The sequence below is a fragment of the Streptomyces sp. NPDC087844 genome, from assembly GCF_044742785.1.
In the GTDB taxonomy this organism is placed as follows: domain Bacteria; phylum Actinomycetota; class Actinomycetes; order Streptomycetales; family Streptomycetaceae; genus Streptomyces.
Genome location: NZ_JBIUVD010000009.1, coordinates 317,438 through 331,231, shown reverse-complemented (window position 1 = coordinate 331,231; position 13,794 = coordinate 317,438). Strand labels below are relative to the sequence as shown.

Sequence of the window (13,794 nt, the reverse complement as noted above, 5' to 3'; positions counted from 1 at the left end):
CGCGTGCCGGTCGAGCCCGAGTCGTGGCATGTCCAACGAGACCGTGGCTTCCTGGGTGTGGTGGGGGTCGAGGTTCACGACCACCAGAACCGTGTTCGATCCGCGTGCGTCCGTGGCCGACTTGGAGTACGCGAGCACCGCCTCCTTGTCCGTGTGATGGAAATGCAGATCACGCAGTTGTCGAAGGGCGGGGCTGCGGCGCCTGATCGCATTCAGCTCGGCAATCAGGGGCGCGATGCTACGGCCCTCGCGCTCTGCCGACTCCCAGTCCCGCGGACGTAGTTGGTACTTCTCGGAGTTCAGGTATTCTTCGCTGCCGTCGCGCACCGGCACGCCTTCGCACAGCTCGAATCCGCTGTAGACACCCCAGGTCGGGGACAGTGTCGCGGCCAGCACCGCGCGCAGTTCGAAGGCCCCCCGGCCGCCGTGCTGAAGGAACTCGTGCAGAATGTCGGGGGTGTTGACGAAGAAGTTGGGCCGCATGTAGGAGGCCGCGTCACCGGAGAGTTCGGTGAGGTATTCGGTCAGTTCCTCTTTGGTGTTGCGCCAGGTGAAATACGTGTAGGACTGCTGGAAACCGATCGCGCCGAGCGTGTGCATCATCGCCGGGCGGGTGAACGCCTCGGCCAGGAAGATCACATCAGGATCGGTGCGATTGATCTCCCCGATCACCTCCTCCCAGAAGATGACCGGTTTCGTATGCGGATTGTCGACACGGAAAATCCGCACGCCATGACTCATCCAGAACCGCAGCACCCTGAGCGTCTCCCGCACCAGGCCCGGCATGTCCTTGTCGAAGGCGAGCGGATAGATGTCCTGGTACTTCTTCGGCGGGTTCTCCGCGTACGCGATCGAGCCGTCGGAGCGGTGGTGGAACCACTCGGGATGCTTCTCGACCCACGGGTGGTCCGGTGAGCACTGAAGAGCGAAGTCGAGCGCGATCTCCAGGTCCAGTTCCCCGGCTCGGCGCACGAAGTCGTCGAAGTCGTCGATCGTGCCGAGATCGGGATGGACGGCGTCGTGCCCGCCCTCCGGCGAGCCGATCGCCCACGGCACCCCGACGTCGTGCGGGCCGGGGTCCAGCGTGTTGTTGGGGCCCTTGCGGAAGGTCGCGCCGATGGGGTGGATCGGCGGCAGATAGACGACGTCGAAACCCATGCCGGCGATCGCGGGCAGCCGCCGGGCCGCGGTCCTGAACGTACCGCTGACCGGTGGCTTGCCGGGCTCGACCACCGCGCCCTCCGAGCGCGGGAAGAACTCGTACCAGGAGCCGAACAGCGCCCGCTCCCGCTCGACCTGGAGACTCAACGGGTCGGCGGCGGTGACCAGCTCGCGCAGGGGGTGGCGGGCGAGGACATGGTTCACATCCGGGGTGAGCGCGGCGGCCAGCCGGGCCGCCGCGGGACGGCCGGTGTCGCGCAGGGCCGCCACGGCGGCGAGGATCGCCTCCCGCCGGCCCTTGCTCTTCGGCACCCCGGCCGCGGCACGCTCGTACAGCAGCGCGCCCTCCTCCAGGACGAGCTCGGTGTCCATGCCCGCCGGGATCTTGATCCGGGCATGGTGGCGCCAGGTGGTGATCGGATCGCCCCAGGCCTCCACGGTGTACGTCCAGAGGCCGGGCTCCGGTACGGAGACGGTGGCGCCCCAGCGGTCCGTGCCGGGTGCGAGTTCGCGCAGGGGTGTCCAGGGGCCCGTGCGGCCCTCGGGGCCGCGCAGCACGACGTTCGCGGCGACCGCGTCGTGGCCCTCCCGGAAGACGGTCGCGGAGATCTCGAAGGACTCTCCCACCACGGCCTTGGCAGGGCGCCGGCCGCCCGCGACGAGAGGACGTACGTCCAGGACGGGGATGCGGCCGATCACGGGGGCACGCACGGAGGCACTTTCGGGGGTGCGGGCCGTCGGCCCGGTCGGTGCCGCCGGAGTCGCCTTCTCGGCGGTTCGGGCCTTCGATGCCGGTGGGCGGTCTGCTTTCTCCCCCGGGTCCGGGGGTGGTGTGGTGCCGGGTGTCGGGGGTGGTGACGGCTGGTGGTGCATGGCGGGCATGACCGCTCCTGTCCGCGTCAACGTGGGTGGGCGGATGAGAGTGTGGGGAGGTGGTTCCTGTGGTGTGTTACCGAGGGAGCCTTCCCTCCCCTTTCGGGTGGGCAATCCGGCACTGTGTTAACTACTCGCGCGTATGTCCACACACAAGACCGGCCCCGCCCGCTGGGAATCCGCCACTGATCTGCAAAGCGTCCACTGATCCGTGAAGCATCTACCCGGGATTCGCGGGACGAGACCGGTCGGTGAATGTGTACTTGGTCGAAAATTGTCGACCTGTGGAAGTCGGTCGGGGGACGCGGCCCCGTGTGCGCTCCCCTCGTCGACATGCGGCAGCCTCTCGTGCGGCGCGAACCCCCACAAGGCCGCACGCCGGTGCGGAATCGGCCATACCGCCCACGTGCCCCGAACGGGGCGCGGGGAACTGCGCGGCCCGCCCCCGCCGGCCCGCGGAGCAAGCACCGCGCTCCGCGCGGCGCCGTGCGCCGTAGTTGCGAAGCCACCCGCGCCGCTACCGTCGTGGGTGACGTCCGTACGTCCTTGGCGATACGCCCTTTGTGAAGGTGGAAGCTCGTGAAGGCCATCCGCAGGTTCACCGTGCGTCCCGTACTCCCGGAAGCCCTCCACCCCCTCAGCGATCTGGCGCGCAACCTGCGCTGGTCCTGGCATGCCGAGACCCGTGACCTCTTCCAGTCCGTGGACCCCGAGCGCTGGACCGCCTCCGGCTGCGATCCGGTACGGCTCCTCGGGAGCGTGTCGTCCGGACGGCTGGCCCAGCTGTCCGGCGACCGAAGGTTCCTGAGGCGGCTGGCCGCCGCCGCCGACGATCTCCACGACTATGTGACGGGGGACCGCTGGTACCAGTCCCAGCCGTCGGAACTCCCCGCCGCCATCGCCTACTTCTCACCCGAGTTCGGCATCACCGCCGCGCTGCCGCAGTACTCCGGAGGCCTCGGCATCCTCGCCGGGGACCACCTCAAGGCCGCCAGCGACCTCGGCGCACCCCTGATCGGTGTCGGACTGCTGTACCGGCACGGCTACTTCCGGCAGTCCCTGTCCCGGGACGGCTGGCAGCAGGAGCACTATCCGGTCCTGGACCCCAACGAGCTGCCCGTCTCCCTGCTGCGCGAACCCGACGGCACCCCCGCCCAGGTCTCCCTGGCCCTCCCCGGCGGTACGGCCCTGCACGCGCGCGTCTGGCTGGCGCAGGTCGGCCGGGTCCCCCTGCTGCTCCTCGACTCCGATGTCGAGGAGAACGACCTCGGCGAGCGCGGAGTCACCGACCGGCTCTACGGCGGCGGCAGCGAGCACCGGCTGCTCCAGGAGATGCTGCTCGGCATCGGCGGCGTGCGGGCCGTGCGCACGTACTGCAGGCTCACCGGCCACGCGCGGCCCGAGGTGTTCCACACGAACGAGGGCCACGCGGGCTTCCTCGGCCTGGAGCGCATCCATGAACTGTCCTACGAGGACCTCGACTTCGAGGCGGCCCTGGAGGCCGTCAGGGCCGGGACCGTCTTCACGACCCACACCCCCGTGCCCGCCGGCATCGACCGCTTCGACCGGGAGCTGGTGGCCCGCCACTTCGGCCCCGACGCGGAACTCCCGCGCATCGACGTCGAACACATCCTGCGCCTCGGCATGGAGACCTACCCGGGCGGCGAGCCGAACCTCTTCAACATGGCCGTGATGGGACTGCGGCTCGGCCAGCGCGCGAACGGCGTCTCCCTCCTGCACGGCCAGGTCAGCCGGGAGATGTTCGCGGGGCTCTGGCCGGGTTTCGACCCCGCCGAGGTCCCCATCACCTCCGTGACGAACGGCGTCCACGCCCCCACCTGGGTGGCCCCCGAGGTGTTCCGGCTGGGCGCCCGGCAGATCGGCGCGCAGCGCACCGAGGACGCCCTCACCGTCGGCGGCTCCGAGACCTGGGACGCCGTCGCCGACATCCCCGACCAGGACATCTGGGAACTGCGCCGCTCCCTGCGCGAGCAACTGGTGACGGAGGTACGGGAGCGGCTGTACGCGTCCTGGCGGCAGCGGGGCGCGGGGACGGCCGAACTGGGCTGGATCGACGGCGTACTCGACCCGGACGTCCTGACGATCGGCTTCGCGCGCCGCGTCCCCTCCTACAAACGCCTGACGCTGATGCTGCGGGACCGCGACCGGCTCATGGACCTGCTGCTGCACTCCGAGCGGCCGATCCAGATCGTGGTGGCGGGCAAGGCCCACCCGGCCGACGACGGCGGCAAACGCCTCGTACAGGAACTGGTGCGCTTCGCCGACGATCCGCGCGTACGCCACCGCCTCGTCTTCCTCCCCGACTACGGCATGGCGATGGCGCAGAAGCTGTACCCCGGCTGCGACATCTGGCTCAACAACCCGCTGCGCCCCCTGGAGGCGTGCGGAACCTCCGGCATGAAGGCCGCGCTGAACGGCTGCCTCAACCTGTCGGTCCTGGACGGCTGGTGGGACGAATGGTTCCAACCGGACTTCGGCTGGGCGATCCCCACGGCGGACGGCACCGCGGTCGACGACGACCGACGCGACGAACTGGAGGCCACCGCCCTCTACGACCTGCTGGAACAGCGGGTGGCCCCGCGCTTCTACGAACTCGGCCAGGCCGGCCTGCCCGACCGCTGGATCGAGATGGTCCGCCAGACCCTGTCCCACCTGGGCCCGAAGCTCCTGGCGGGCCGCATGGTCCGCGAGTACGTCGAACGCCTCTACACCCCGGCCGCCCTGGCCCACCGCTCCATGGACCACTCCGCCGCGAGGGAGCTGGCGGTGTGGAAGTCCCGGGTGCGGGCGGCCTGGCCGCACATCACGGTCGACCACGTCGAGACGACCGCCGCGACCGCCACGGCCGAACTGGGCTCGACGCTCTCCCTGCGGGTCCTCGTCGGCCTCGGCGACCTGGCCCCGGACGACGTCGAGGTCCAGGCGGTCTCGGGGCGCGTCGACTCCGAGGACCGCATCACGGACGGCACGACGTTCCCGCTGAAACCGGCGGGCGGCCCGGACGCGGAGGGCCGCCGGCTCTACGAGGGCCCGCTCGCCCTCGACCGCACGGGCCCCTTCGGCTACACGGTCCGCATCCTCCCGGCCCACCGCCTGCTCGCCTCCAACGCGGAACTGGGCCTGGTGGCGGTCCCCGCGGAGGAGCTGGTGGAGGGGGCGGGGGTGCTGATGCGGTGAGGTGAGGTGAGGTGAGGTGAGGTGAGGCGAGGTGAGGTGGCGTGCGGCGGGGCGGCCGGGCGGCCGGGTCCTACGCCTCGTCGAACTCCGCGCACATCCGCCGCAGGACCGCCCCGCACCGGCGCGCGTACGCGTGCTGCAGGCCGCGGGTCGCCGGGCCGCCCGCGCGGGTGTACCACTTCGCCGGGCGGCTGAAGGCGGTCACGGTCAGCCAGACCGTGCCGTCGCCCGTGCGGTCGACCACGAAGGCCTCCTCGCCGGACTCCGGATGGCCGGGGAGGGTGCCGTAGGCCCAGCCGGCGCGGCGAGGGTCGTCAAGGGTCCAGACGACGCGGCAGGGCGCCTGGATGAGGGAGCCCAGGCCGACCGTCACGTCGACGCCCGGGGCCGCCTCGGCGGCGTCCGTCGTGATCGTGACACCGGCCGCCCTGTGCAGTTCCCAGGTCATGACCGCCCGGGTGGCCGAGGTGAAGACCCCGTGGCCCTCGCCTATGCGGGTGCGGACGTGCAGGGGGTGGAAGCCGGGTGGGCACCGGCCGTCGCGGGTCGCGCCCACATCCTCGTACGTGAAGGGCATGGGAACCAAGAGTAGGGCGGTACCCGGGACCGACCTCGTCCCGGGTACCGCCCGCGTACGGCCGTGTGGCTGTTATGCCACGTTCACGCCGGACTAGGCGACGTTCACGCCGGACCAGGCCGCCGCCACCGCCTTGTACTCGGTGCTCGTCGAGCCGTACAGCGCCGACGCCGCGCTCAGGGTCGCCGTACGGGCGCCCGCGTACTTCGTCGTGGACGTCATGTACTCGGTGAGCGCCTTGTACCAGATCTTGACGGCCTTGTCGCGGCCGATGCCGGTGAGCGTCGTGCCGTTGGACGTCGTGGAGTTGTAGCTGACGCCGTTGATGGTCTTGGCGCCGCTGCCCTCCGAGAGGAGGTAGAAGAAGTGGTTCGCCGGACCGGAGGAGTAGTGGACGTCCACCGAGCCGAGGCTGGACGACCAGCTGTCCTTGGACGCGCCGTCCTTGCTCGGCTTGTCCATGTAGCGCAGCGGGGTGCCGTTGCCGTTGATGTCGATCTTCTCGCCGATGAGGTAGTCGCCGACGTCGGTGGTGCTGGCCGCGTAGAACTCGACCGCCGTGCCGAAGATGTCGGAGGTGGCCTCGTTCAGGCCGCCGGACTCACCGCTGTAGTTGAGACCGGCGGTGTTCGCGGTCACGCCGTGGCTCATCTCGTGGCCCGCGACGTCCAGCGAGGTGAGCGGCTTGACGCTGCCCGCGCCGTCGCCGTACGTCATGCAGAAGCAGGAGTCCTGCCAGAAGGCGTTGACGTACGCCGTGCTGTAGTGGACGCGGGAGTAGGCCGCGACGCCGTTGTTCTTGATGCCGCTGCGGCCGAGCACGTTCTTGTAGAAGTCCCAGGTGACCTGGGCGCCGTAGTGCGCGTCGACCGCGGCGGTCTGGGTGTTGGACGCCGCGCCCGTGCCCCAGGTGTCGTCCGCGTCGGTGAACAGGGTGCCGGTGCCGGAGGTGCCCTTGTTCAGGTTGTACGTCTTGTGCGCGCCCCGGGTCGTGTCGTTGAGCTGGTACGTCGAGCCCGACAGCGAGGTGCCGATGGTGACCTTGCCGGAGTACTGGCTGTTGCCGATACCGGTCTTGACCGCCTCCCACTCGTACAGCTTCTTGCCCGACTCGGCGTCGGTGACGACGTGCAGCTCCTGCGGGGTGCCGTCGTGCTGGAAGCCGCCGACGACCGTCTCGTAGGCCAGGGCCGGCTTGCCGTCGGCCGCCCAGACGACCTTGCGGGGCGCCTTGTCGGCGGCGGACTTCTTGCTGCCCTCGGCCTTCGCGGCCGACACGGCCTGCTTCTCGGCCGCGGACTTGGCGATGGACGGGGTGACGTCCGGGACCTTGACGGTGGCCTTGGTGGCCTTGGTCACGCCCGTGGTCTTCCCGGCCTTGGTCTCGTGGACGACCAGGTCGCCGCCGAGGACCGGGAGTCCCGCGTACGTGCGCTCGTAGCGGGTGTGGGTCGTGCCGTCGGCGTCCTTGAGGACGTCTCTGACGACCAGCTTCTCGTCGGCGCCGAGGCCTATCTCGTCGGCGGTCTCCGTGGTGGCGGCGTCGGCCTTCGCGATGAGGCTGGTACGGGCCGCCGGGGTGAGCTGGACCGGCGCCGCGGCGAGGGTCGCGTCGGACTTCTCCACCGGGGTCTGGGCGGAGGCACCGGTGGTCAGACCGGTGGTGAGGAGAGCACCGGCCGCGACAGCGGTGGCGATGGCCAGGGTGGTGCGGTTGCGACGCGCGTAGAGGGGGGTCACACAAGCTCCTTCGTGGGGGGTGTCCGACCGGTATGGGGGGACGGTCGGGCTGCTGTGAAGTTGCGGTGCGGGTGTGCCTGCCGTGCGAGGTGAACAGTGCCAGGTAGGTCGCGTACATGTCAGCGGGGCAAAGGGAGGTTGGCCGGAAATCGTCCGCTGCCCGAAGATCGGCGTACGCATTGCGGACTTGATCGCCCGCAAAGGCCCGGCAATGGAACGGAAAGCGCGAAGCAAGGCGGCGGCAAAGCCGGAGCAAAGAGGGTGCCGTCCCGGGAGTCGCGTCCCGGGACGGCACCCCTGTGGGCCGGGGTCGCGCGCCTAGCTCTGGGGGAAGGTGATCTTCCAGCCGTTGATCCTGCCGACGTCCTGCGCCGCCTGGTCCTGGACCTTCAACTGCCAGGTGCCGTTGGCGACTTCGGTCGAGGCGTTGACCGTGTAGGGCTCGGTGACGTTGTCCGCCGAGTCCGAGGAGCTGAACGGCTTGAGGCGGTACGACGAGCCGTCCGGAGCCACCAGGTCGACGACCAGGTCACCGCGCCAGGTGTGCGTGATGTTCGGCGTCACGATCAGGTTGGACGGTGCGTTTCCGGCCTGGCCGGAAACAGTTATCGAGGAGGTGACAGCGGCTCCGTTGTCCGGAATCGATACCGCGGTCGTGCTCTCGAACGAGGTGCCGCCGCCTCCGCCGCCGGGCCGGGCGCCGACGTTGATGCCGGCCCAGGCGTTCTGCACGGCCGTGTACTCGGCGCTGGTGGTGCCGTACAGCTCACCCGCGACCGCGAGCGTTCCGGTGCGTGCCGCGGCGTAGTTGGTCGTGGTGGTGAACTTGGTGGTGAGCGCCTTGAACCAGATCAGCGCGGCCTTCTCGCGGCCGATACCGGTGACCGGCAGACCGTCGGAGGTCGGCGAGTCGTACGCGACGCCGTTCACGGTCTTGGCGCCGCTGCCCTCGCTGAGCAGGTAGAAGAAGTGGTTCGCCGGGCCGGAGGAGTAGTGCACGTCCACCGAGCCGATCCCCGAGTACCAGCTGTCCTTGGACGCGCCGTCCCTGCTCGGCTTGTCCATGTAGCGCAGCGGCGTGCCGTTGCCGTTGATGTCGATCTTCTCGCCTACCAGGTAGTCGCCCACGTCGGAGCTGTTGCCGGCGTAGAACTCGACGGCCGCCGCGAAGATGTCGGAGGTGGCCTCGTTCAGGCCGCCCGACTCACCGCTGTAGACGAGCCCCGCGGTGTTCGCGGTCACGCCGTGCGTCATCTCGTGCGCGGCCACGTCGATCGACGTGAGCGGCTTGGCGTTGCCCGACCCGTCGCCGTACGTCATGCAGAAGCAGGAGTCCTGCCAGAAGGCGTTGACGTAGTTGTTGCCGTAGTGGACGCGGGAGTACGCGCCGACGCCGTCACCGCGGATACCGCTGCGGCCCTGCACGTTCTTGTAGTAGTCCCAGGTCAGCGCGGCCCCGTAGTGGGCGTCCGCGGCTGCCGTCTCCAGGTTCGAGGCGGCGCCGTTGCCCCACACGTCGTCCGGGCCCGAGAAGAGCGTGCCGGTGCCCGACGTACCGCGGTTCAGGTTGTTCGTCCTGTGGTTCCCCCGCGTGGTGTCCGTGAGGTTGTACGTCGACCCGGACTGCGCGCTGCCGAGCGTCACCGAGCCGCTGTACTGGGTGTTGCCGGTGCCGTTGTCGACGCCCTGGTACTCGTAGAGCTTCTTGCCGGTGGCCGCGTCCGTGATGACGTGCAGTTCGTTCGGGGTGCCGTCGTGCTGGAGCCCGCCGACGACCGTCTCGTACGCGAGAGTCGGTTTGCCGCTCGCCGCCCAGATCACCTTGCGGGCGCCGTCGGCCCCGGTCCTCTTCGAGCCCTCCGCGGAGGCGGCCGTCAGTGCCTGTTTCTCGGCGACCGACGGCTGCACGGCGGCGCTGGTGGTGAGCCCCGTGAGCCGGGCCTTCACCGCCCGGGTGACGCCTTCCGTCTTCCCCGACCTGGCGGTGTCGACCACCAGGTCGCCGCCGAGGACCGGGAGTCCGGCGTAGGTGCGCTCGTAGCGCGTGTGGACGGTGCCGTCCGCGTCCTTGACGACGTCACGGACGACGAGCCTCTCCTTGGCGCCCAGGCCGAGTTCCGCCGCGGTGTCCGTCTTCGCGGAGTCGGCGTCGCGGATCAGCGCGGCGCGCTGGGCGGGGGAGAGCTCGACCGACAGGGAACCCTTGTCGAGCCTGCCCGGGGCGGGTGGGGCGTCGGCGGTCGCGGCGCCCGTCTGGACGGCCGCGGCGAGCAGGGCGGCGACGGCGACGAGCGCGCCGGCCGCCGCCTTGCGGGGGACGGAGCGGGCGGTGGGTCTGTGGGAGGTGCGCTTCAACACGGACTCCTTCTGCGTGGCCACGAACGCGTGGCCAGGGGGGACCGGACGATCGAGAGCCGTCCGGGCAGAACAAGACGGAACGCAGAACCTCGTGCTTGGACTTGTGACACGCCACAGCGGTTGCTGTGAGGTTGCTGTGAAGCGGTCGTGGGAAGAGTGGCAGGAGATCGGCTGTTCTGTCAGGTGCGCATCAGGAAGTTGGCCGGAAAGACTTCGTTGTCCGGATGGTCATGTTCGGTATACGGACCGGTTGCCGTACCGCCGCACCGCGTTCAGGAGGGTCGCGGGTACTCGCCGTGCCACGAGTGCCACAGAGCCGCGTAGGCGCCGTCGGCCGCCACGAGGTCCTCGTGCGTGCCGAGTTCGGTCAGCCGGCCCTCCTCCATCACGGCCACCCGGTCCGCGTCGTGCGCGGTGTGCAGCCGGTGTGCGATGGCGATGACGGTGCGCCCTTCGAGCACGGCGGCCAGCGCGCGCTCCGTGTGGCGTGCGGTGGCCGGGTCGAGCAGCGCCGTGGCCTCGTCGAGGATCAAGGTGTGCGGGTCGGCCAGCACCACCCGGGCCAGCGCCAGTTGCTGGGCCCGCGAGCCGTCCGCGACGGGCGCGCCTCCCGGCGACCGGGCGTGGTCGGCGGCCGGAAGACGGACGCCGGGGCCCAGCTCCGTGTCGAGCCCGTCCGGCAGCTCGCCGACCCAGTCGTCGGCGCCCACCACCGCGAGCGCCGCCCACAACGCGGCGTCGTCGGCCGCCGGATCGGCGATCAGCAGGTTGTCGCGGACCGTGCCAAGGAACACGTGGTGCTCCTGGGTGACGAGCACGACCTGCCGCCGCAGCTGCTCCGGGTCCAGGCCGGCGATCGGCACCCCGCCCACCGTCACCGTGCCGGAGCCCGGCACGTCGACGCCCGCGAGCAGCCGGCTCAGGGTCGTCTTCCCGGCTCCGGAGGGGCCTACGACAGCCAGCCGCTCCCCGGGCCGCACGGTCAGATCGACCCCGCGCAGCACCTCCCCGCCGCGGTCGTAGGCGTACCGCACCCCCCGTACGTCGATGCGGTCGTCCACCGGCGCGGGGGACTTCGACGGTGATCTTGACGGTACGGTCCGCGGGGCCCGGCCGAGGCCCTCCACCCGGGCGAACGAGGCGCCGCTGCTCTGCAGTTGTTCCACCCGCATCAGGATCGTGTCGAGCGGCGACTCCAGCTGGCGCAGATACAGGGCCGCCGCGACCACGGCGCCCACGCTCATCGCGCCCCGCGCGTGCAGGGCGCCGCCCACCATCAGGACGACGGCCACGGGCAGGACGTTCGAGATCTCCACGGTCAGGAAGAACACGGACCGCAGGTTCAGCGTGCGCATGCGGGTGCGGCGGGACGTGTCGAGGGCGTCCCGGCTCGCGGCGACGCGCCGCCGCTGCAGCCCGAACGCCTCGACCGTGCGCGCGCCGGACGTGGTGGCCGAGACGATCTCGGCGACCTCCGAGGTGGCGGCGCCCTCGGCGAGGTAGGCGGGGCGGGCCCGGCGCAGATACCACCGCACGGCGAACCAGATACCGCCCTGGGCGAGCACCGCGCAGACGCCGAGCAGCGGATCGAGCAGGAAGACCGCGCCGATGAGGAACAGCGCCTGCACCGAGGAGATCAGCAGTTCGGGCCCCGCGTCGCGCAGGGTCGTGCCCACCGCGGCGACGTCGGCGGTGCCGCGGGCCGTCAGATCGCCGGTGCCCGCCCGCTCCACCACGGACGCGGGCAGTGCCAGCGCCCGGTCGACGAACTCCTCGCGCACCCGCGCCAGCGTCCGCTCCCCGAACCGGTGCCCCACGAACCGGGCGGCCCGCGCCAGCAGCAACTGGGCGGGCGCGCACACCAGGATGACGAGCGCCAACCGGTCCACGACGGCGACACCGGCACCGGCCCCGACCTCGTCGATGATGCGGCCCAGCAGCCACGGGCCGGTCAGACCGGCAGCGGCGGCCAGCGCGTTCAGGACGAGCACGGCGGCGAAGGCGCGGCCGTCCGCGCGGATCAGCCGGGCCGCGGCGGCACGCACATCGGCCGGTTCGGCGACCGGCAACTGCGTGCTCATCGCACGGCCCCTTCCGTCTCTTCCGCGTCGCGGGCAACCAGCGCCCGGTACCCCGGCTCCCTTTCGAGGAGCTCGCGATGTCCGCCGACGGCCGCGACCTCGCCGTCGACCAGGTAGTACACGGTGTCCACCTGATCGAGCACCAGGGGCGAGGTGCTGGTGACGAGGGTCGTGCGGCCGGCGCGCTCCGCACGCAGCCGGGCGGCGACCGCGGCCTCGGTGTGCGCGTCGAGCGCCGAGGTGGGCTCGACCGCGAGCAGCACCTCGGGGTCGGCGAGCAGGGCCCGCGCCAGGCGTACGCGCTGCCGCTGGCCTCCGGACAGGCTGCGGCCCTGCGCGTCCACGGCCGAGTCGAGCCCGTCGGGCAGCCCGAGCACGATGTCGTCCGCTGCGGCCGCGTGCACGGCCCTGCCGACGGCCGTGTCGTCCGTACCGTCCTGGTCCAGGCGGCCGGCGAGCAGCTCGCGCAGGGGGCCCGCGAACAGGTCGGCCTCGTTGTCGGCGACCAGGACGCGCTCCCGTATCCGCGGCAGGGCGATCGCGTCGAGCCGTACGCCGCCCCAGGTCGCGGCCGACCCGGTGTACCGGCCGAGCCGGTCGACCACGGCGGCGGACTCCGCCGGACGGGCACCGACCAGCGCGGTCAGCGAGCCCGGCACCACCCGGACACCGGACTGCGGATCGTGCAGCACCGAGGGCTCCGCCGGGGCGTCCAGCGGGGTGTCCGCGGCGCAGTTCGCAGGGGAGTCGTCCGATATCAAGGGCTCCAGGGCCAGGAAGCGTACGACGCGTCGGGCGGCCACCACGCCCCGGCTGATCTGGTAGCCGCACTCGACGAAGAACGCCACCGGGCCCACGAGGACCGCGGCATAGCCGTACACGGACACCAGCTCGCCGACGGTCAGCGAGCCCTGGGCGGCGAGCCGGGCCGCCAGCCAGGTCACGACGGCCAGGAACACCGTCGGCAGCCCCACACCGAGCGCCTGCAGCCAACTCGTCACGGCCCCGACCCGGTACCCCTGTTCCCGCAGCAGCTGCGAGTCCCGGCGGAAGGCGTCGGCGAACAGGCCCTTCCCGCCGAGGCCGTTGAGGACCCGCAGTCCGCCCGCGAGATCCCCGATCCGCGCGGTCAGCGCGCCCTGCCGCTCGCGGTACTCCGTCTCCGCGCCCCGCAGCCGCCCCATCAGGGGACCGACGAGTACGACGATCACCGGGATGCCGACCAGGACCACCGCGGCCAGCGGCGGCGAGACCGACAGCAGCAGCCCGGCCACGACGACATAGGCGGCGACCGAGCCGACGCCGGGCCCCACGACGGTCAGGGCCCAGCTGATCGTCAGCACGTCGCCGACGCCGATCGTGACGACCTCCCCGGTCCCCGTCTGCCGGGACAGCCCGGCGCCGAGCCGGGTCGCCTGCCCCACCACGAGCTTCACCGAACGGAAGTTGGCGTCCATCCGGACCTTGGTCATCGTGCGGTGGCGCAGGACGCCCACCACGGCGTTGAACACCCCGAGGCCCAGCAGCGCGGCGCACCAGCCGGCCAGCGCGGCCCGGTCACCCGGCTCCAGCCCGTCGTCGATCGCCCGGGACAGCAGATACGGCGTCAGCGCGATGAGCACCAGCCAGGTGGTGGCCAGCACCGCGCCCGCCGCCGACCGCCCCGGCTGCCGGGTGACCAGCCACCACAGATACCGGCCGCCGCCGCGCAGGTCGGGCACGCCGGGATCGTCGTACGCGAAGCGCTCCAGGCGGCTCACCCGCTCCGGGCTCACCCGCTCCGGGCTCACCCGCTTCGGGCCCACC

The 13,794-nt window shown here is 71.4% G+C and carries 7 protein-coding genes; 1 reads left to right on the top strand and 6 read right to left on the bottom strand.

Annotation, left to right across the window (positions count from 1 at the left end):
- A partial coding sequence (locus ACIOKD_RS20455) for an alpha-1,4-glucan--maltose-1-phosphate maltosyltransferase (protein ID WP_402085690.1) occupies positions 1 to 2,043 on the bottom strand: 2,043 nt, incomplete at its 3' end.
- Between the two features lie 570 nt (positions 2,044 to 2,613).
- Between ACIOKD_RS20455 and glgP the strand changes: the two genes are divergently transcribed.
- Entirely contained in the window at positions 2,614 to 5,232 is a 2,619-nt protein-coding gene (gene glgP / locus ACIOKD_RS20450; protein ID WP_402085687.1) for an alpha-glucan family phosphorylase, read from the top strand.
- 70 nt (positions 5,233 to 5,302) lie between these two features.
- On the opposite strand, the gene ACIOKD_RS20445 is transcribed toward glgP, so the two are convergent.
- From ACIOKD_RS20445 to ACIOKD_RS20425, 5 genes are all read right to left on the bottom strand, one after another.
- Entirely contained in the window at positions 5,303 to 5,809 is a 507-nt protein-coding gene (locus tag ACIOKD_RS20445; protein WP_402085685.1) for a DUF1990 family protein, read from the bottom strand.
- A 93-nt stretch (positions 5,810 to 5,902) separates the two neighbouring features.
- Positions 5,903 to 7,549 carry a M4 family metallopeptidase gene (locus tag ACIOKD_RS20440; protein ID WP_402085682.1) on the bottom strand — a complete coding sequence of 549 codons (1,647 nt, stop codon included), beginning with the start codon at positions 7,547 to 7,549 and terminating at the stop codon, positions 5,903 to 5,905.
- Between the two features lie 318 nt (positions 7,550 to 7,867).
- Entirely contained in the window at positions 7,868 to 9,904 is a 2,037-nt protein-coding gene (locus ACIOKD_RS20435; RefSeq protein WP_402085679.1) for a M4 family metallopeptidase, read from the bottom strand.
- Positions 9,905 to 10,179: 275 nt separating this feature from the next.
- Entirely contained in the window at positions 10,180 to 11,988 is a 1,809-nt protein-coding gene (locus tag ACIOKD_RS20430) for an ABC transporter ATP-binding protein (protein ID WP_402085677.1), read from the bottom strand.
- Positions 11,985 to 13,748 carry an ABC transporter ATP-binding protein gene (locus tag ACIOKD_RS20425; protein ID WP_402085729.1) on the bottom strand — a complete coding sequence of 588 codons (1,764 nt, stop codon included), beginning with the start codon at positions 13,746 to 13,748 and terminating at the stop codon, positions 11,985 to 11,987. Before ACIOKD_RS20425 ends, ACIOKD_RS20430 begins: the two co-directional genes overlap by 4 nt.
- Positions 13,749 to 13,794 lie beyond the last annotated feature (46 nt).